Below are 19,772 nucleotides of genomic sequence, written 5' to 3' on the forward strand. Positions count from 1 at the left end.
AATTAGGATCAGGTTATTTCCGTACGAAATATATGTACGAATTATATCATAGGTACGAAATTAATTATCCTTACTTTTGTACATTGTTGACCGTGGGTGTCCGAAACCGGTCGGTTTCGAATCGATACTGTATTCAAATTAGATTTGAATAACAAACCATAAAACCTAAGCCTGACAAGGGATAAACGCCCTTTTTAAAAATGAAACTGGTCAATTACATGTGTATCCTGACTTGCTCCCGATATAAATACAACAACATCTGCATTTAACTTGATATATTATCGTTTATAAACGACAATGTAAGATATGAATGAAATACGACACTACATCGATAACAATGGAAACGACCCTTTTGATGAGTGGCGTGAGCAGATACGCGACACCAAGGCTAGGATTGCTATTGACCGACGTATCATGCGTGTAGAGCTAGGCAATTTCGGCGACCACAAGCTTTTACGTGAAGGCGTCTGGGAGTTACGCATCGATATTGGTCCTGGCTATCGAGTCTATTACGCTAAAGCTGGCTTGACGATAGTTCTGCTGCTCTGCGGTGGAGACAAACGCAAGCAGGATGCAGACATAACCCGCGCATGTGAATATTGGCGCGAATGGAAAAGCAAGAGCGGATAGGAGAATGGGCTAATGAAAGACAGATCACACGACGATGCAATGGCCGAAATATTCCGTAAAGACCCTGCTTATGCAGCTGAGCTGCTTAATGACATCCTCGAAGACGGTGAACAAGCCGAATTACTGGTTGCTATGCGCCAGATGGCTAAAGCTTTCGGTGGTGTTCGCCGGGTGGCAAAGGAGGCTGAGTTGAATTCAAACCAGCTCTATCGCACTTTATCTGCGAGGGGTAATCCAGAAATCAGAAGTTTAAACGCGATTTTACGTGTTATGGGCTTGCGTCTTGCTGTTCAACCTATCACTACTAATTAAATTAGGCAGTGACCTCTTTGCCGATAGTATTCAATAATCTGGCCTTAAGAGGAGAACATAAAAAAATCTAGGGCAATCATCCAAATCATTAACCCATTGGGATCTACTCAACCACGACTCGATGAAAACATTCTGCCAGATAGTTGCCGGGAATTTCGATCAAAAATTCCCTTATTTGCAGTTTATTCTAAATACGTTGTCCAGTCATAAAACACCCGTGTAATTCATCGCTTGTATTTTACATAGTAAGAGGGATATTAACTAAAACAGAACGGAATAAACCTGATAATAATATTATTCAATATCGGCAAGCCACTTTTATAATTACTGTCATTGATTAAAATAACCGTAATTTATCAAATTAACGCTTAGACATTATCAGTGTAAAGACTACCAAGGCGATAATTTCGTTGATTTACAACTGACAATTTGTTGCGCGATATCAAGACCCGTGAAATGATTTAAAATCAGAGAATGACAAGCTTCATCATTAAACGCTAAAATTTTTCGGGCATAATGAAGCAACTGGACGCCGTATTCTGTCAGCCGTTTATTACGGCCATGACGAATAAATAATTCTTTACCCATCACTTGTTCTAAACGTTGCATTTGTTGACTTACCGCAGATTGCGTTCGACAAATTGTCTCAGCAGTAGCAGAAAACGTTTTTCTCTCCGCCACAGCGACAAAAGTTCTAAGTAGCTTAATATCGAGATTTATTATGGGATGATTTGAGTTTATCATAACTTATTTTTTCACTTTATAATTTTATTTAAAGGTTATCTTAGTCTTCAGCTAAAACATGATGACAGGGCGCGCCTCTAAAAAAAGACACGTTATGTCATGTTATTGACTCTGTTCTTATAAAAAATGATTGCTCTCTATTTTTACTTATATTTTATTTATAATACCTGCCGAAAAATTTAATGATTAAACATGAAAAATATTTTTCCGCTTGATAACATAAAATAAATAGATCCATTATTTAATATCGCTCAAACGTATTATTCACTGCTTTTCCTTCTCACGCCGTAAAATAACAACACGCAATGAAATCATTTATACCCACAACGCTTCACATTGACGCCAGGCGGCCAATTCCGTTGTCAGCGCTAATGATAAAAGACCGTAAATTGCTAATTTAATTTGTCCACTCAAGCCAGAATGCAGTTTCCTTTGTGGTGACAAAGCCATGAGGGAAATAAGCATGCTAAGAAGAGAGGATCACTACATGATAAAACAACGCCATCAACAGGGGGCATTTATTGTTGATATTGCCCATCAGATAGGGTGTTCAGAAAAGACGGTGAGACGGCACATTAGCTATCCTGCGCCGCCAACAGCAAAATGCGGTAAAAAACAGGTTGCTAAACTCGAGCCCTTTAAAGACTACATCGATTCAAGGTTGAGTGAACAGGTTTGGAATGCGGCGGTTATTTTTGAGGAAATCCGTGAAAAAGGCTACCGCGGCGGGAGTGCGATGCTCCGACGTTATATTCATCCGAAGCGTCCACTCAGGGCCTCGAAAAACACGGTACGCTTTGAAACCCTCCCCGGTTATCAACTTCAACACGATTGGGGAGAAATCATCGTTGAGGTGGCAGGCTCTGCCTGTACGGTTAATTTTGCCGTTAATACGCTCGGTTTTTCGCGTCGCTTTCATGTCTTTGCTGCCCCTAAGCAAGATGCTGAGCACACGTATGAATCGCTGGTTCGCAGCTTCAATTACTTCGGTGGCAGCGTAAAAAATGTCTTGGTAGATAACCAAAAAGCCGCTGTTATCAAACATGGACAAAATGGCCACATCGAGTTCAATGCGGGCTTCCTGCAACTGGCTAATCACTATGGGTTTAGTCCTCGCGCCTGTAAGCCCTATCGACCGCAAACGAAAGGCAAAACCGAACGGATGGTGGGCTATGTTAAACACAATTTTTTCACTCGCTACCGTCAGTTTGAGAGTTTCGCTCATGTTAATCAACTGCTAGCGATGTGGCTGGCGAAAGTGGCAGACCAGCGTCATCTTCGTCAATTCAAGCAGACACCGGAAAATCGTTTTGCTGAGGAAAAAATAGCTTTGATGCCACTCCCTGCGACTGATTTCGATACCAGCTACTTCGACCTACGACAAGTGGCATGGGACAGCTATATCGATGTCAGAGGTAATCGCTATAGCGTGCCTTCATTCTGGTGTGGTCGTGCGGTTAATATTCGTATCGGTTTAGATAATACGCTACGTATTTACGGCGATGAGCAACTGCTCGCGACGCATCTCTTGCAGGAGGTAACGCAGGGCTGGCAAAAGGTGCCAGAACATCATCAAGCCCTTTGGCAACAGGTCAATCGAGTAGCGTCTCGTTCGCTCAGTGTGTATGAGGAGCTACTCTGATGGAAATGGAAAACTTGTTGATACGGTTAAAAATGGATTACCTGGGCGATGCGTTGGAGAGTTTATGTGAAGAAGCCACCAAGAAAGCACTGAACTACCGTGAATTTCTCCAGCAGGCATTAGCCCAGGAATGGAACGGGCGTCACCAAAAAGGCTTGGAATCGCGGTTAAAACAAGCACGTTTGCCGTGGATAAAAACCTTGGAGCAATTTGACTTTACTTTCCAACCAAGTATAGACAGGAAAATTATCCGCGAGCTGGCGGGGCTGAGGTTTGTCGAACATCATGAAAACGTCATTTTGTTAGGCCCACCTGGGGTAGGGAAAACGCATTTGGCGATAGCGCTGGCTGTCAAGGCAGCTACAGCTGGGCATCGGGTATTGTTTATGCCTCTGGATAGACTCTGCTGTACCTTAATGAAGGCAAAGCAAGAAAACCGTCTGGAACGCCAACTTCAGCAACTGTGCTATGCCAGGGTATTAATACTGGATGAAATCGGGTATTTACCGATGAATCGCGAAGAAGCTAGCCTATTTTTCAGGTTATTGAGCCGTCGTTATGAAAAGGCGAGCATCATTCTCACATCAAATAAAAGTTTTACTGATTGGGGGGACGTATTCGGTGATCACATTTTAGCAACTGCGATTTTAGACAGGCTTTTACATCATTCAACCACATTGAATATTAAAGGAGAAAGCTATCGACTCAAAAATAAACGCAAAGCAGGCATGTTGCCTATAAAAACGACTGATATTATCCAGGCGCCTGGAATAGAAACCCAACAGGAAAATTAGCAAAAACTGGACATTTTAAAGTAGCAAAAAGTGGTCAATCTAAAGTAGCGTTGACATCCGTAGCGCTAAATAAGTCAATAGGCGGGTGAAAGCACGTCTGCCTCATGCCAAAGGCGAATAAATTCTTGCTGATACCGCATCGCGCGCGTAGGCATATTCCATAGCACTACTACGTTTTCAGCATTGCGTTTATTCGCGCGGGATGGAAACGGATTTACGTATTTTCATGAGTGTTTTCTAGCTCCTTACGGCTAATGCTAATGTTTTTGGGTTCCTGCTGGCTTTTGTAGTGACCCGTTGTCCTTGTTAACGAACGCCGGGCGGCTTCAAACAACAATATGCCGCGTTCTGCTGGCGTGTAGGAGGTGTCATCACGGTTATCCAGGTCGAGAGCGACGGTAGCCACCTTCATTAAGGTTTTGTCTTCCATCCGTGCCATTTTCCTCGGCGCATGCTGGAGTTGCCGCAAAATACCGTCAACATTGGCCTGAGAAACCGGGCGCTTTTGCGCCAATTCAGGCACGATTTCACAGAGCGCATTGAACGTCGGGCGCTTTAATTCGATAAAGCGGTTAATGCGCATCGGCAGTTTGGTTGACAGCTTTTCATCGTCAGGAATGAAAATCGCTGAACTGCGTACAACGGCATCCTGAAAAACAATCACCCCTTCACCGCTGTTGAGGGCTTTTAATTCACTCAGCTCGATGTTGTCGCGTTCACGGATGTGGCGGGTATCCGCCTCTTCGTATTGCTCCCCGACGATACCGCTTTTACGCTCGACGGTAGCCAGTTCAGAATAATAGCCCTTACCGGCGGCGGAACGAATGATGTTGAAGGTTTCCACGGCATCTTCTAATGCCATAAACCATTTGGTGCGCTGGTTGGCGCTGACGGTAAAAAATTCACGCATCGATTTTGCCAGTAAGGATTGCACATCTTGGGCGGCAATCATGAGCATGTAGTGCAACGAACGCATCTGTGCCGCCAGTTTGTCGATACCCGGCGCAAAATAAGCACCCAGTTCGTCAAAAATGAGGGGGTAGGGGAATTTTCCTGCAAATTTTTTCGCGATCAGGACGTCTTCGCGTTTCCCTTCAAAGCGATCGCCCAAATCCTGACTGAGGGTCATGCGCAGGCCGGAAATATAGAGTTTACCCAGGGTAGCGGCTTCGCTACTGGAGAGCTCCAGGGCAGGAATAAGGACGACAAGAATGCGATCATTATGCAGGACATCGCGCAAATCAATGTCACCGGCGCCTTGAGGGAACACATGGCCGTAAATGTCATTAAACAGGGTAAGCATGCGAGTGAATTGCTGAATAAGAAAGCCATGCTGATCGAAGACGCTTTGCGCCCATTCAGACGGTCGGTCGATCAGGGTCATATCAAACCCTGCCAGCGTATTTAAGTAATTTTCCAGCGGTTGATAGCCGGCCGCATGCCAGTTATTTTTTTTGGCCTCTTGATAGAGTTCCACTGTCTTGCGCAGCGGCAAATAATGCTGAATGACGCTTTGTGATAACAGTAATCCGTCTTTTTCCCGTTTGTAGCACAGCGCATAGATTAAGGCGCTGATCATGGCTCTGGCTTTGTCTTGCCAGCCGTCTTCATTGCCGTTTGCCGTGGGCAAGAGAGAATCCATTAACTGGATGATGAAGGTTTCGGAGGCGTTGGCAAACAGGTTAATGGAATTGGATTGAGGCCGCGAGTGCTCGCCCTTCACCAAAGAGGTAAATTTGCTCTTCCCCCCAGTTAAAAAATTCAGCACATACACATCGTCTTCCCGACCAAAGCGACGCGCCAGTGACCAGACCGCGAAGGCCAGGCTGTTTTCTGCTTTACCGTCTGAGAGGCACATGCCGCGACCCCAGCAGAGTGAATTAAGGTAAACCGATAAAATGGCTTCGGTTTTTCCGCCCCCGGTGGTGGCCATCAGTTGGATATGGCGCAATGCATCATCGAGATTCAGCCACAATTCCCGCGCCAGCGATTTGCCCCGCGCGTAACCCAGACAGAGTATGCCCGCGGCCTGCTGGTAGTTTCGCGTACGAGTGACAAAAGAGAACAGTCCCGCCAGCCCTGAGCGCGCTTTAAAGCTTTCACGCTCCGTGGTCAGATCGGGCTCCCCGACATCCGTGGGGAGCCGTAGCGGCATACGAAACGGTCTATCGCTGAAAAGAATCAATATTATTACTGAGGCAGGCAATCCCATCAGCAAGGTGGCTGGCCAGAAGCAGCCAAAAATCAATGCCATCAATAGCATTAATTGTACGCCCGTGGGAGACAGTAACGTGTCGGCAAGAGTGGCATTGAACAGAGGGCGATTCACTCGCCGCGGATCGATTGAAGCGGGTCGTTTATCCATAAAATATAGATACCTTGGTGACATGTTAGATAAAAGGGGATTTTTGTCTTTGTTTTTACCGGTAGTTTTTTATACCCATTTAGATATAATTAATGGATGAAAACACCATCACAAAAATCGTTGCTATGGGTTGGTAGCAGTAAAAAAGATTTGCAACTGTTGCCTGATGAAGTCCAGGATGTATTTGGCTATGCGTTGCATCTGGCTCAATCAGGTGAAAAGCATCCTGATGCGAAACCATTGAAAGGTTTTGGCGGTGCTGGGGTGTTAGAAGTTGTCGAAAATTATGCTACAAATGCCTATAGAGCAGTGTATACCGTTAGATTTGATACCGCTGTGTACGTGCTTCATGTTTTCCAAAAAAAATCCAATTCAGGCATAGCGACGCCTAAGCCTGATGTAGAGAAAATACGCGAGCGTCTCAAAATAGCGGAAAATGATGCTAAAGGAGGCTGAAATGACACCCAATATTGAAATCAGCAGCGGCAATATTTATGCCGATCTCGAGATGCCTGATGCTGAAACCATGCAATTAAAAGCGCAATTGGCATCAAAAATTACCGATATTATTAAGCATAAACGCATGACCCAGACTGAAGCAGCCCGTTTACTGGGTATGACACAACCCAAATTATCTCACCTGCTACGAGGGCAGTTTAGAGGGATCAGCGAAACTAAAATGCTGGAATGCCTTACTTTGCTGGGACGTGATGTACAAATAGTGATTGGTAAATCTCGCCGTACACCAAAAGCAGGCAGTTTAAACGTTATTTTCTCTTAAGCGGGGCGCCTGCATTCATAAATGCTGCTAATGTTTCATCGTTTTCTAGCGCACTGAAGGGCACGGGACGACCGTCATCTGCAATCAGTTGCGGTGTCCCGGGGAAACCATACGCAGCAAAGGCTTTGTCGTTAACCGCTAAGGCTTTTTCGCCAATATCACAGGAAGGCGCTTGAGCGGGGGAGTTGTCAGCCAATAACGCTTTCCACAAGGCGCGCCGTTTTTCGGGTGGAGCACAAAGCACGGGGATTATCTGAGCCGCGGTTTGGTTTTTTCCAATCAATGTCACCGGAAAAACGTCAATATTGACGTTTTTGCCCATGGCCGCCAAGGTGGGTTCGAGATCCCGGCAATGTTGGCAGAGGGGGTCGGAAAATACGTATAAAGTGCGTGAATGACCGGTGGTTAAAGGAACGGTGAAGAGCTTTCGCCCAGCGGCGTCGCGTAAATTATTGGCTAAGGTGGCCCATGCGGTTGACGTAGGTTGAATCGTCTCTGCCGGCTCGCGGTATTCACGGGAGGGGAGTTGAACGGTTTCCGGCACCGATGAGGCAGCCAGCCAGGATGCCGGGGGCTGCTCGGATGACGGCAATAGCGCGGTCTGTATCGGGGGTGTCGTGGGTAAGAGTCGATGGCCGCACACCGCCGCTAGGGTGATAAGTATGAGACCCCACACTATTCGCCTCCGCCATAATTTTATTTTTTGGTGTTGCATCACAGCCTGGGTCAACGTATTGAGCACGTTTTGGGCATCAGCGGGTGAAAGACGGTCATCGAGCATAACGATATCTTGCTGGTTATTTTGGCGAATGATCAGGTGGTTACCCTGCATGAAAAAATGGGTTTCCTGGCTGATATCCAAGGTAAAAAGCACCGCGCCGCTGTCAGCATGACCGAGGCGGGTCGTCAGGATGGAGCCGATGATGTGGGTAGAAAATGTTTTCGGGCGCATAGCAGTCCTTATTGCTGTCAGAGGGTATTTTTGGGTTTACATACAAAAGGGGCGGAGGGTAAGGTTTCCTCGGTTTTTGTTACGCTGGGGGGCATCGGTACCGCCTTCTGCGAGGGAGGATTGCTCTGTATTGGCGGGTCTTCTTCCTGCGGCGCCTTATCGTCCTCTTCGCTTTCATCGGTTTTTGGCTTCCTATCATCGATAACGATACCGACGCTGATCAAATCCCGCTCCAGTCCTTCCACGGCATAATTGAGGATAGGGGCGGGTAAGGTGACCTGATGTTGAGCCGCTTCCCGTTCCCACTGCGCCTGAGTGACGACACCGGCTCCTTCGACAAAGGGTTTTGGGCGATCTGAGGAGCACAGCGCATACCATAGCGTGCGATCAAGCCCCTTTAACCAGCGAAAACGGGCGGGGGGCAGATGAAGATCATTGGCATGCAGGGCGGCGAGAGCCGTACGCGCATAGCGGTGTTGTTTGATCCACTGTCTCGCGGCGGGATGGGCGGCGAGCCTTTTGAATGCCTGGCTGGCCGCAGACCATACCGGATAGCCGATGTTTTCCTTTTCACGACGGCTTTTGATCAGGCAAGAACGGTTTAAGGTATCGAGCAGCGTTTCAGCTGCCTTACGGTCATTGAAAAAAAATTGCAGTCCAAAGACGGCGAACAAGGCGCGCTCATAGGCATTCAGATCCGCTAATTGGGTTATCTGGCGGCTCAGCTGCTGAATAAAGACCGCGGTCGCTTTCTTATGATCCAAACGCCGGTTGATCACCAGTTGGTGCTGCTGGGCAAATTCCGCCGGGTCACGTGCACTGCGATGCGCGGGCGGGTCAACATTTAACAATTGCGTCCGGGGATCGCCGTAACAGAGTGCTGGAATGATACTGGGTGAGAACCTTGCCATGATTTTGGGCAGCGTGTGGATGTTGATTTCTCGTCGGGTCTTACTGGCGGGATGCGTGACAGTGGCGTATATCCCCATGATGGCCAGCGGCAGGAGGAAGAGTAGCAAAATACCGGCGGTCTGGTTCATCACACTCAGCCATTGCATCAAGGTCACATTATCGGCGTTGTTAGCGGTCGCCGCCAGCAGGTTAATACGGGGGGCAACAACAGCGTGAAGGCGAGGCAGATCACAGCATTGCCAGAGGTGATACAGCAGCAGACAACTCCAGTAAATGAGCTCTGCCAAAAAGAACCAAAAAATAACGGCAACGCCAATCAAGGCACTGAGCAAAAGAAAGCCGTCATTTCCAGGCGTACCCATGCGACGTTTGTCCATGTTGTATCTCGGTTAGAAATAGTAAAAAACCCGAGGTCAGGAAGACGCTGTCAACGCTACTTTAGATTGACCACTTTTTGCTACTTTAAAATGTCCAGTTTTTGCTAATTTTCCTGTTGGGTTTCTATTCCAGGCGCCTGGATAATATCAGTCGTTTTTATAGGCAACATGCCTGCTTTGCGTTTATTTTTGAGTCGATAGCTTTCTCCTTTAATATTCAATGTGGTTGAATGATGTAAAAGCCTGTCTAAAATCGCAGTTGCTAAAATGTGATCACCGAATACGTCCCCCCAATCAGTAAAACTTTTATTTGATGTGAGAATGATGCTCGCCTTTTCATAACGACGGCTCAATAACCTGAAAAATAGGCTAGCTTCTTCGCGATTCATCGGTAAATACCCGATTTCATCCAGTATTAATACCCTGGCATAGCACAGTTGCTGAAGTTGGCGTTCCAGACGGTTTTCTTGCTTTGCCTTCATTAAGGTACAGCAGAGTCTATCCAGAGGCATAAACAATACCCGATGCCCAGCTGTAGCTGCCTTGACAGCCAGCGCTATCGCCAAATGCGTTTTCCCTACCCCAGGTGGGCCTAACAAAATGACGTTTTCATGATGTTCGACAAACCTCAGCCCCGCCAGCTCGCGGATAATTTTCCTGTCTATACTTGGTTGGAAAGTAAAGTCAAATTGCTCCAAGGTTTTTATCCACGGCAAACGTGCTTGTTTTAACCGCGATTCCAAGCCTTTTTGGTGACGCCCGTTCCATTCCTGGGCTAATGCCTGCTGGAGAAATTCACGGTAGTTCAGTGCTTTCTTGGTGGCTTCTTCACATAAACTCTCCAACGCATCGCCCAGGTAATCCATTTTTAACCGTATCAACAAGTTTTCCATTTCCATCAGAGTAGCTCCTCATACACACTGAGCGAACGAGACGCTACTCGATTGACCTGTTGCCAAAGGGCTTGATGATGTTCTGGCACCTTTTGCCAGCCCTGCGTTACCTCCTGCAAGAGATGCGTCGCGAGCAGTTGCTCATCGCCGTAAATACGTAGCGTATTATCTAAACCGATACGAATATTAACCGCACGACCACACCAGAATGAAGGCACGCTATAGCGATTACCTCTGACATCGATATAGCTGTCCCATGCCACTTGTCGTAGGTCGAAGTAGCTGGTATCGAAATCAGTCGCAGGGAGTGGCATCAAGGCTATTTTTTCCTCAGCAAAACGATTTTCCGGTGTCTGCTTGAATTGACGAAGATGACGCTGGTCTGCCACTTTCGCCAGCCACATCGCTAGCAGTTGATTAACATGAGCGAAACTCTCAAACTGACGGTAGCGAGTGAAAAAATTGTGTTTAACATAGCCCACCATCCGTTCGGTTTTGCCTTTCGTTTGCGGTCGATAAGGCTTACAGGCGCGAGGGCTAAACCCATAGTGATTAGCCAGTTGCAGGAAGCCCGCATTGAACTCGATGTGGCCATTTTGTCCATGTTTGATAACAGCGGCTTTTTGGTTATCTACCAAGACATTTTTTACGCTGCCACCGAAGTAATTGAAGCTGCGAACCAGCGATTCATACGTGTGCTCAGCATCTTGCTTAGGGGCAGCAAAGACATGAAAGCGACGCGAAAAACCGAGCGTATTAACGGCAAAATTAACCGTACAGGCAGAGCCTGCCACCTCAACGATGATTTCTCCCCAATCGTGTTGAAGTTGATAACCGGGGAGGGTTTCAAAGCGTACCGTGTTTTTCGAGGCCCTGAGCGGACGTTTGGGATGTATATAACGTCGGAGCATCGCACTCCCACCCCGGTAGCCTTTTTCACGGATTTCCTCAAAAATAACCGCCGCATTCCAAACCTGTTCACTCAACCTTGAATCGATGTAGTCTTTAAAGGGCTCGAGTTTAGCAACCTGTTTTTTACCGCGTTTTGCTGTTGGCGGCGCAGGATAGCTAATGTGCCGTCTCACCGTTTTTTCTGAACACCCTATCTGATGGGCAATATCAACAATAAATGCCCCCTGTTGATGGCGTTGTTTTATCATGTAGTGGTCCTCTCTTCTTAGCATGCTTATTTCCCTCATGGCTTTGTCACCACAAAGGAAACTGCATTCTGGCTTGAGTGGACAAATTAAATTAGCAATTTACGGTCTTTTATCATTAGCGCTGACACCCTGCCGAGGTGATGATGTTCAGCCAATAGGTCAGCGGATATTTATACCAATGCACATGGTAGAAAGCCCCTGCTGCCGGTTTATCGCTCTGACCTGCTGTCCCTGTCCCCACTTTACCGATATCTAAGCTAAAACCGCCCAGATTAACCATGCAATAAGGCGAGCGCGTGACGTCTGTCAACGCCATTGGCTCCCAATAACCGATAGCCAATCCAACCCGATACAGCAGGCCAACCGGACACAGCTGGATAGGGCTGGAGGGATTCGCGGTGTCGGGCGCGATACCCGACGTCACTGCAATACTGCCAATCGAAATCGGGAAAAGACATTGCCAGCAAATATCAGTGATCGGGTTAACAAATCTTCCCTCACATTCCGTGGCTGTTGCATTGACCCTGCCGGTGAACATCATCAGAAACGCTAAAGTCAACAAGGCATTACGCATCATGGCTGCTCCCTCATGGCAAAGGTCTCTACACGCAGACGTTTGCCCTCTTGTGACGCCGTCACGCGAGCCGGTACCGCAGTAAGCGCAAACTTGCGGCTCATTATCCCTTGTTGGTCAAAGTAAATACGGGTATCGAGAGTCCGAGTGCTTGCACTAACATCCCCCTTCACCAGGATCACTTTACGACCTGTGGTTGCTGGTTTTTGCTGCTTCAGCCAAGCTATTTGGCGCGGATCGTCCGCGTCAATAAAATACAGCGTTTGCATAAAGGGCACGAATTCCAGCGGGTTATGCCGCTCACCTTTGTGGGCAAAAATGCGACCTTGATGGTCAGCTATATCCTGGCTGACAACAAAAGAGGGATCGACATAATGCGTGCTGTCTTCTTGCGCTACTGTCAGTCCCGTTACCGGTGCAGGCCGCAGGCTATTTTTAATCACGCGCTGTTTAAAGGCAGCTTGCTGTTTGGCCAATTCACCGCTCTGATCCATGTCATGCAAACGGTTATGGATAGTCATCAGCATGTCAGGCTCCGCTATCGGGTATAGATCCCCCCATGTCCCCAAATCAACCGTCTGGGCGAGGGGCGAACAAACCAGTGTGATCATAGCCAGCCATAACGGCTTCATTCGTCACGACCCGTCCGCATACGGCGAGCAATGTCTTGTTGAATCGCGGCGGTAATATCACGCGCACCACTGACCACAGAAGGCGCTACCAGAATGATCGCTCGCTGTGTTTTTCGATATTCAGCCAGGCTGCTGTCCAGTGCTCGATTGAAACGATCCACCAATTGCTCCGTTTGCGCCGGTGACAAGCGTGTTTTAGCGCTTTGATCCATAAAGCTGTCCACGGTTTCCTTCATATCAAAGGTCACAATGACCGGCGATTGCCACTGAATCAGCAACAGCGCAACAGCCGCATGCAGTACCATCATGCAGGCAATCACGATAACCACCGGCTTGACACAACGACGACGACGTTTGCTCCACTTTTTTTCTGCTTTTTTAGGGATCATCATTTCAATCGGGGTTACGCTATTGTTGACCATAATTCCAGCGCCTCCATTTCCTCAGGGAAGTTACGTTGTGCCAAGGCATAAACTGCGGTGTGGATATCTACCCCTTTGCGGCGTTGATCACGGATAAATTCAAAATCACGCCCATTCGAGCTGAACATGGCGCGACTGAGGGGATCGACAAATAATCGATGGAATGAACGGCTATCATTAATGCGCAGCATAAAAGCGCTAAACCATTGGTCTTTTGCATCACCAAATCGACTGATAACTAAACGTTCCAGTTCACTGAACTGATCCGGGCGGCTTTGGTTATAGGCTTTGAACTCTGCCGCATCCTGTTTCAGCACCAGCTTAAAAGCAGAATTCCCCCACGCGGCTTTAGCCGCCGTCGACGCATCATCGGCATCGAAATCCTTGATGTTCTGACTGATAGTAATAAATGAACCCAGATGGCGACGCACGGTACGGTAGCCTGTTTCGATAAAAGCGCCGACTTTGGCATTTTTGAAGTTCAGCAATTTCCAACCTTCATCAATGGTGCAACATTTTTTCTGATCGCGCGGGCTGTGATACATTTTGTCTTCGATATAAATAATCAGCGAAAACATCACCGCCGCCAGCAAAGCCGGTTTATCCTGCAAACCGCCCAACTCCAGCACCACCATTCTGGCATCACCGCTCAGAGAAGGCTGATCACTGTTAAAATAATCACCGTAAATACCCTGTGCACTGTATTTCTCCAACAATTCGATAATTTCGTCCATACGCCCGGTAATACGCTCAGCATTGGCGTAATGTGGCGCATTGCGGGCGGTTTTCAGGTAATCCACCACATCATCAATACGGGCAGTTTGTTGCTTACTGTTCCAGGCACTCATCACGGCTTTTAGCAATAAATCTTCATGCACTTCATCTAGCGTTCCATTCGGACTGGCTAACACCGCCAATTGATCACGAATACGTTCACCAGACTCACTGATATTGCTGATATTGGCAAAGGGGTTGAATTTAAGGGATTGCCCATCCAGGTACACACCACCGACATTTTCGCAAAATGATTTGTAACCATCCCCCATATCAAATACCCATACGATGCCACCGGAATCCAGTACGCTGCGTAAAATAGGCTGCACCAGACCGGTTTTGCCTGCCCCGGATGTTCCCGTTACCGCCATGTTGTAATTGGTGTTTCCTAGTCTGGCACCGTAGATGTCGAGGAAAGCCAGTTGATTGCGATAAGACGGTGCCAGCAGGCCACGAGAACACAAACGGTTATCCGCCACGATGGGCAAAAGATTGACCACCTGGGTACTTTCAGCACGGCAGGTGGCGCCGCTGGCTTTAATGTCTTGCCATAGCCCTTCTCCAGCAACAAAAGGGAACATCGCCAGGTAATTACGCATCTGCATATAACGCGGCGAATACAGACGTAAACCATTTTTTTTAAAGGTATTAATAACTTGTTGTTCACAAACCAAGGCGGCTTCATCCTCATCGAGACAGAAGGTCGTGATATTGAAAAAATAACGTACTACACAGGATTGATTACTGTTCAATCGCTCACGCAGCGCTCCCCACTCTTTGGCTTGCCTGCCCACACTGGGAAATAACTTGGCATAGGGTGAATTCGCCTTTTTATCCAGATCGATAAATTTACGTGTGGCTTCATTTTGTGTTTTAACCTGATCTTCCGCTTCCAGGATAAAGGTCATGATAAATGGGCTAGCAATACTCAAGTCAGGGCTGAGCAAATTGCTGATATTGTCGCCGCCTTGCCACAGGAAAAATAAATCAGGGTTACTCTCCAGCATAAAATTCATGACCCGTGTACAAGACTTCTCCCCTGTGGATTTATTCAGGGTCAATGACAAATGATCCGGCTTGACGACGATATCGAGACTTCTGTCTACACACTGGCGATTAAGATCATCATAAGTGCTGACATTGACCGGATCCGCATAAAGCGCATCGGGGAAATGATTCACCATCTGGCTAATAATGTTGACAAAATCAGCCTGCGATACAGATTGCGTGCTAATCTTTGCTGAATCCAACGAGGCACGGATCACTTTCAGCAAGTGGGTCAACGCCATGAGGGTGGCACTGTCTCGTTTTTTCGTTTTTTGGCAATAAGAGATATAAAGGCGATAATCCCGCAGCGTCAGCGGTAAGTGGGTGGGGCTGTTAAAGTGCTGCTGGGCGGCACGGTGATAAAATGCCTGAGTAATACGGTTAAAGCGTTCAGCTTGCGTTCCTTGCCAACGGAAATCAGCAAGCCCGGCGTCAATTTGCTTACCAATGACCTTGCTGGAGACGAAATGGAAGGCAATAGGCATGTGACGCGGTAACTTACTTTTGATCAGATCATCCAATACCTGGATGATGTGTTCATTGGCACCCATCAGCGGCACCGCTTGCAGCATAAAACCGATAGAGGCGTTATTCATATACAAGCCACTCTCCGCATCGTAGTCACGGTAGGGCAACATACTGCTTATCTGTGGGTAGTTCATTTCACCTAGGGTTTTATTGGCCTGTGTTGCCCCGTCCGGCGTGTTAAACGCCTGTATCAAACGATTCGCCGCATCAAGTAAACGTTCCATCCTCTTCCCCCTTAATCCATTGCCTGTGGCAACTGCCAGTGGGCAGAGCCGACAACAAACGAGATCCTACCTGGTTGGTGCAACGCATCATCCGTATCGATCCACGGTGCAATCCAGATGTGCGCTATCTTTTCTGCGGTACGTTGGGCACGCATTTTTTTCTTGAGATGACAGCTATGGGCTGGACAGTGTGGCGTGGCTATAAGGGGGGATGCTGTCATTGGAGGTAATACCGTAACGGTTAACCTCTCCGTTTGTTGACGCGATGACGGGTTAACGGGCTGAGGTAACAACGATGGCAATACAGCAGGTGCCGCATCAGAAGCCGATGGTGACAAATTAACCAAGCCAGGTAGGCTGGCCACCGCTTGCTTTTCCTTACTGGTTTTTTCCTGCTGACGCGCTTTTTGATTGGCCTGCTCCATCGTCATACAACGGTCGCCGGTGGTGGCATGACACTCAAAATCACCACTGACACCCGCACAGCCTGTCAGTAGCAAAACGCTGCCAACCACAGCGAGTAAAAGAAAATGCTTCATTAACTGTTCCTTATTGCCCTGTCGCGTGGATTAAATCGCCCACTTTCAATTCATTCAGTGAGTTGATCATGTTAGGTGTACTGAGTGCATCATGGGACTGTTGCTGTATTTTATTGGCCTTTTTCAGTCGAGCTTCTTCCAGGGTTTCCAATTGAAAACCCTCCTGAAAGACCACGGTAACCTCATTCCCTGCACCAATAGGAATAACGGCATGATACTGCTCGGCACGTTTGATGTAGTAATCACTCAGTGTTTTGGCGGCCTGACTGGCACCGCCACCCATCCCTAATTGCGCAATATCACGCGCACCCATTGTGGCGATGGCGCCTAATCCAACCTGGGGTGAAGCCGCCTTTTCAATCCCCTTGCCGATACCATCAACAAAGCCTGCGCCAAACGCCCAACCTAGGATCTTGCCATTACGCATCACCACCTTACCCTTAATGCCGTTTTTGCCCATAAAACTCACATGACCGGCAATTTTCTGGTCGATGACGTCATCACCAAGATGGCAACTCAGGCTGCGGGTACGTACTTCTGCTCGCTCACTGGACACATCACCGTAGGCTTCGGCGTTAACAAAACAGCCGGTTAAATCCACTTCACGATCATTCGGCAGTTGTACTTTTCCGGTCAAACGAAATTGCATCGGCGCCGTATTTTGCGGACCGGTGACAGCGGCATTGGTATCAGCGCCCTCAATCACCAGCGACTGAGCAAAACTCCCTGACGGGATATAAGGTAGCCTGGGTTTAATCACCGATTCAGCATAAGAAAAACGGGTGGTTTCTACTGTGCCTGGACTTTGCATCGTGGGCACGGGCGCATACGTTATTTGCCCTTGTGGAGCAGAGCCCATGCCAGGATAGAACGCGCTAGGAGGCGGGACGCCCTGTTGATTGAACCCAACAGAGGGCAAAGGCTCATCAGGTGGCGCATTATCAAATGCCGTTAACTGACTCTGTAAAAGATCATTTTCATGCTCCAGATCGCTGATACGTTTTTGATCATGTTCACGGTGGCTTGATAAGCTATCCATCTGCTGACGCACCGCCGCCATCTCTTTACGTATCTCATTAGTCGTAGCTTGAGATTCTATGATCGCATTTTGTTGCACTTTGTCATCAAAGGTCGCATTGACGACCCCCGTCATATTAGGGGCAGGCTCTGAACTTAGAGGTTGAGTCTCATTTTTCATCGATACCCGAGAGGCATACCAGCCCACGCCCATCGCAGCCGACAAACCCAGCGCAACGGCGATAAACAGTGTCATCTGTTTACGTTTCACCAATGCATTAATATTCGCCATGATCACGCTCCTTCCCTGTCGTGATATAGAGGGAGAGCGTAGCACCCGGCAACAAGTGCTTTACCGGTTGAGTAAACATCACGGCACGAATACCGGGCTGCCAAAAATCCTGCTCGGTTAAGTGAACCGAATAAGCGTTATATAGTGTCGTCATGAGATCTTGAGCCATAGAGCAAGGCATCGTATTTGTACAGCAGCGAGAAAAGAGGAGGTATTTTTTGCATAACGAGTAGCAATACCTCGCCAGCGCTTTAGGTGCAGAAAAGCATTTTCCACGAGATGTCGATGCTTGTAGAGCGCTTTATCGTACTCACGTTGAATTTTACGATTCTTTTTAGGTGGTATTACGATTTGCATGCCGGCTTCTTCTGCTTTTTTAATGATGTTATCACTGTCATAGCCCTTGTCAGCCAACAGATATTCTGCTGCAATACCTTTGGTTAAATTCGTTGCTTGCTGACAATCTGCTGTGGTACCTGATGTAATAAAAATTCTGACCGGCATACCATGCGCATCCACGGCCAGATGTATCTTACTGTTGAGCCCCCTTTTGTGCGCTCCATATCCTGATTACCGCCTTTTGCGCCTGCTGCATGAGGGTGAACTTTGCTATGAGTGGCATCAATCATCAGCCATTCAAAATCTGGCTCCACAATCAGCGCTTCGAGCAGAGACTCCCATAGCCCCTTGTCACGCCAGCGGCAAAACCGGCGATGAGTATTTTTCCAACCGCCATAATCAGGCGGTAAATCACGCCAGGGAGCGCCGGTTCTCAATATCCAGAAAACAGCATTAATAAACTGCCTGTTATCTCTGGCTATGCCACCCCAAGTGCCTTTTCTCCCCGGGAGATGAGCTTCCAATAGGCTCCAAACATGATCGGATATATCGTGGCGGCGATGGGCTAAATTCATTCCCGAATCATCTTTCATTATTGAATCATCTCAACAGTTGTCGTTATTTGTTACATGATAATATATTTTTTATTACGTGACGACACTACTTAGGATTACGCACGTGATAACGGATGACACGCAATGCATCGCCCACCCAGGCTTGCTCTGCTGTCATGGTTAAACCAGTCGGTGCCGATGCGCGAGATTGAGTCAAATCAGCCTGTGCATAACTCTCCGGCATTTTTCCCCGCCATGCCGCCTTATTCAGTTCAACCAATAAAGATCCGTAGGGTTGAGCAGTTTCCCAGACTTTCGCAGCAGGCCGATCTACTGATTGCTCGCCCGACAAGCGATAACGTCGCCCTGCTCCTTTACTGGGTGTCGCCTGGACAGAAAAAACCTGTCTGTGCTCTGTCTCGATATACAATGTAAACGGCTTTTCACTGAGAGAAGAAAACAATACTGCACCATCGACAGTATTACGCTTATCGGTCAACATACCGGCTGCACTGTTTATCGCCACAACCCGATCACCCAAAACACCTATCAAGTTAGGATTGTTACTGCTAATAGCTAACTGAAACTGGCCATCAGCAGGCAGAGCCACTGCCTGCAATGCAGTAACCGCCTTTGCAGTCGTAAAAAAACACACTCCGATGGCAATGATAACAACGAACAAAAGGTTATTTTTTCGCATCGGTTTTCTCCAGGAAGGCAACAATGCGCGTCATGCCATCGGCATAATCCAGTTTGAGGTTATAATTTTTTTGTTCACTGGTTGGCTTACCGTTACCGATCCAGGTTTTTAATACCCCGTGGATCTCAACAATGCTTTCCGCAGGAAAAACACGAATACGGGTCTGATAGAACGCTGAACTGACTTCATTTTGTCTAATTCTTCGGGATTCCTCAGCCAGCGTTATTTTGAAATCAGATTGAGCACCTGGTTTGGCAAATGAGAGTAAAAATTGATGCTGGGCATCGACGGTTTCCGGTGACACATTGAGGCGCAATGAAATAAATGATAGCGCCATCATTTGCAAATAAGCTGGACTGGCCAGCGCTTCTGAAATAGCAAAAGGAACATTGAATGCCATCGGAATAACTATTTTTTCCTGGTGACGCCTGAGAGAGTGATTATCTACCGCCAGTAAAATGGTTGATATTAAGCTCAAGATCAGCATTAAAAAAATAACCAACAAGGTGACGGCGATTATTTTATTAGAGGAATGACGTGCTGTTAGCTCCACAGTATTTTCCTGAGT

21 protein-coding genes and 2 pseudogenes are annotated in these 19,772 nt (G+C 47.5%); 6 read left to right on the forward strand and 17 right to left on the reverse strand.

Annotated features, from left to right (window positions below; all coding sequences use genetic code 11):
• The first annotated feature begins 306 nt into the window (after positions 1–306).
• Positions 307–630: a type II toxin-antitoxin system RelE/ParE family toxin gene (locus AACL30_RS11425; protein ID WP_339056739.1), complete on the forward strand. Its 324-nt coding sequence runs from the start codon at positions 307–309 to the stop codon at positions 628–630.
• A gap of 12 nt (positions 631–642) precedes the next feature.
• A complete protein-coding gene (locus tag AACL30_RS11430) occupies positions 643–942 on the forward strand; it encodes a DNA-binding protein (protein WP_176488693.1) in 300 nt (99 codons plus the stop codon).
• A 444-nt stretch (positions 943–1,386) separates the two neighbouring features.
• Here the strand turns inward: AACL30_RS11430 and AACL30_RS11435 are convergent.
• Together AACL30_RS11435 and AACL30_RS11440 are read right to left on the reverse strand one after the other, a co-directional pair.
• Positions 1,387–1,686 (reverse strand): annotated as a pseudogene (locus AACL30_RS11435) (LysR family transcriptional regulator); the annotation flags it as partial.
• Positions 1,687–2,001: 315 nt separating this feature from the next.
• Positions 2,002–2,151 carry a hypothetical protein gene (locus AACL30_RS11440; RefSeq protein ID WP_339056740.1) on the reverse strand — a complete coding sequence of 50 codons (150 nt, stop codon included), beginning with the start codon at positions 2,149–2,151 and terminating at the stop codon, positions 2,002–2,004.
• Between AACL30_RS11440 and istA (AACL30_RS11445) the strand changes: the two genes are divergently transcribed.
• The gene (istA, locus tag AACL30_RS11445; RefSeq protein WP_339056693.1) at positions 2,150–3,328 is read left to right on the forward strand and encodes an IS21 family transposase; all 1,179 of its coding nucleotides are present in this window, start codon (positions 2,150–2,152) and stop codon (positions 3,326–3,328) included. The two genes, AACL30_RS11440 and istA (AACL30_RS11445), sit on opposite strands and share 2 nt — an antisense overlap.
• Positions 3,325–4,122, forward strand: a complete 798-nt coding sequence (istB, locus tag AACL30_RS11450; RefSeq protein ID WP_339058365.1) for an IS21-like element helper ATPase IstB — start codon at positions 3,325–3,327, stop codon at positions 4,120–4,122. Before istA (AACL30_RS11445) ends, istB (AACL30_RS11450) begins: the two co-directional genes overlap by 4 nt.
• Positions 4,123–4,336: 214 nt before the next feature.
• Here istB (AACL30_RS11450) and trbC read toward each other — a convergent pair whose 3' ends face one another.
• The gene (gene trbC / locus AACL30_RS11455) at positions 4,337–6,487 is read right to left on the reverse strand and encodes an F-type conjugative transfer protein TrbC (RefSeq protein ID WP_339056741.1); all 2,151 of its coding nucleotides are present in this window, start codon (positions 6,485–6,487) and stop codon (positions 4,337–4,339) included.
• A gap of 96 nt (positions 6,488–6,583) precedes the next feature.
• On the opposite strand from trbC, the gene AACL30_RS11460 reads away from it, so the two are divergent.
• Both AACL30_RS11460 and AACL30_RS11465 read left to right on the forward strand, forming a co-directional pair.
• Positions 6,584–6,943, forward strand: coding sequence for a type II toxin-antitoxin system RelE/ParE family toxin (locus AACL30_RS11460; protein ID WP_176488696.1), 360 nt, complete (start codon positions 6,584–6,586; stop codon positions 6,941–6,943).
• Position 6,944: 1 nt separating this feature from the next.
• Entirely contained in the window at positions 6,945–7,268 is a 324-nt protein-coding gene (locus tag AACL30_RS11465) for a helix-turn-helix transcriptional regulator (protein WP_339056742.1), read from the forward strand.
• Here AACL30_RS11465 and AACL30_RS11470 read toward each other — a convergent pair.
• From AACL30_RS11470 to traE, 14 genes and pseudogenes are all read right to left on the reverse strand, one after another.
• Positions 7,255–8,220 (reverse strand): DsbC family protein, encoded by a 966-nt coding sequence (locus AACL30_RS11470; protein WP_339056743.1) that lies wholly within the window; start codon positions 8,218–8,220, stop codon positions 7,255–7,257. The genes AACL30_RS11465 and AACL30_RS11470 overlap by 14 nt on opposite strands.
• Before the next feature lie 17 nt (positions 8,221–8,237).
• Complete coding sequence (locus AACL30_RS11475) at positions 8,238–9,509, reverse strand: conjugal transfer protein TrbA (RefSeq protein ID WP_339056744.1); 1,272 nt, start codon at positions 9,507–9,509, stop codon at positions 8,238–8,240.
• A 104-nt stretch (positions 9,510–9,613) separates the two neighbouring features.
• Positions 9,614–10,411 (reverse strand): IS21-like element helper ATPase IstB, encoded by a 798-nt coding sequence (gene istB, locus AACL30_RS11480; protein ID WP_339058365.1) that lies wholly within the window; start codon positions 10,409–10,411, stop codon positions 9,614–9,616.
• Entirely contained in the window at positions 10,408–11,586 is a 1,179-nt protein-coding gene (gene istA, locus AACL30_RS11485) for an IS21 family transposase (RefSeq protein ID WP_339056344.1), read from the reverse strand. Before istA (AACL30_RS11485) ends, istB (AACL30_RS11480) begins: the two co-directional genes overlap by 4 nt.
• A 100-nt stretch (positions 11,587–11,686) precedes the next feature.
• Positions 11,687–12,139 (reverse strand): annotated as a pseudogene (locus AACL30_RS11490) (TraU family protein); the annotation flags it as partial.
• The gene (gene traW, locus AACL30_RS11495; protein ID WP_339056745.1) at positions 12,136–12,768 is read right to left on the reverse strand and encodes a type-F conjugative transfer system protein TraW; all 633 of its coding nucleotides are present in this window, start codon (positions 12,766–12,768) and stop codon (positions 12,136–12,138) included. The gene traW and the pseudogene AACL30_RS11490, both read right to left, overlap by 4 nt.
• The gene (gene trbI, locus AACL30_RS11500) at positions 12,765–13,190 is read right to left on the reverse strand and encodes a type-F conjugative transfer system protein TrbI (protein ID WP_339056746.1); all 426 of its coding nucleotides are present in this window, start codon (positions 13,188–13,190) and stop codon (positions 12,765–12,767) included. The genes traW and trbI overlap by 4 nt, the downstream gene beginning before the upstream one ends.
• Positions 13,172–15,763: a type IV secretion system protein TraC gene (traC, locus tag AACL30_RS11505; RefSeq protein ID WP_339056747.1), complete on the reverse strand. Its 2,592-nt coding sequence runs from the start codon at positions 15,761–15,763 to the stop codon at positions 13,172–13,174. The genes trbI and traC overlap by 19 nt, the downstream gene beginning before the upstream one ends.
• An 11-nt stretch (positions 15,764–15,774) precedes the next feature.
• Positions 15,775–16,302 carry a type IV conjugative transfer system lipoprotein TraV gene (traV, locus tag AACL30_RS11510; protein WP_339056748.1) on the reverse strand — a complete coding sequence of 176 codons (528 nt, stop codon included), beginning with the start codon at positions 16,300–16,302 and terminating at the stop codon, positions 15,775–15,777.
• Positions 16,303–16,312: 10 nt separating this feature from the next.
• A complete protein-coding gene (traB, locus tag AACL30_RS11515) occupies positions 16,313–17,611 on the reverse strand; it encodes an F-type conjugal transfer pilus assembly protein TraB (protein WP_339056749.1) in 1,299 nt (432 codons plus the stop codon).
• On the reverse strand, positions 17,598–17,780 hold the full coding sequence (locus AACL30_RS11520; RefSeq protein ID WP_339058512.1) for a hypothetical protein: 183 nt from the start codon (positions 17,778–17,780) through the stop codon (positions 17,598–17,600). The genes traB and AACL30_RS11520 overlap by 14 nt, the downstream gene beginning before the upstream one ends.
• A protein-coding gene (locus AACL30_RS11525; RefSeq protein WP_422389587.1) for an IS5 family transposase occupies positions 17,762–18,525 on the reverse strand; the annotation gives its coding sequence in 2 pieces (ribosomal slippage) (positions 17,762–18,165 and positions 18,165–18,525; 765 coding nt in all). The genes AACL30_RS11520 and AACL30_RS11525 overlap by 19 nt, the downstream gene beginning before the upstream one ends.
• A gap of 85 nt (positions 18,526–18,610) precedes the next feature.
• Positions 18,611–19,204 carry a TraK domain-containing protein gene (locus tag AACL30_RS11530; protein ID WP_339056750.1) on the reverse strand — a complete coding sequence of 198 codons (594 nt, stop codon included), beginning with the start codon at positions 19,202–19,204 and terminating at the stop codon, positions 18,611–18,613.
• On the reverse strand, positions 19,191–19,757 hold the full coding sequence (gene traE, locus AACL30_RS11535) for a type IV conjugative transfer system protein TraE (protein ID WP_339056751.1): 567 nt from the start codon (positions 19,755–19,757) through the stop codon (positions 19,191–19,193). The genes AACL30_RS11530 and traE overlap by 14 nt, the downstream gene beginning before the upstream one ends.
• Positions 19,758–19,772: the final 15 nt, after the last annotated feature.

This window comes from Candidatus Regiella endosymbiont of Tuberolachnus salignus (assembly GCF_964020115.1).
GTDB classification, from domain to species: Bacteria; Pseudomonadota; Gammaproteobacteria; order Enterobacterales; family Enterobacteriaceae; genus Regiella; species Regiella insecticola.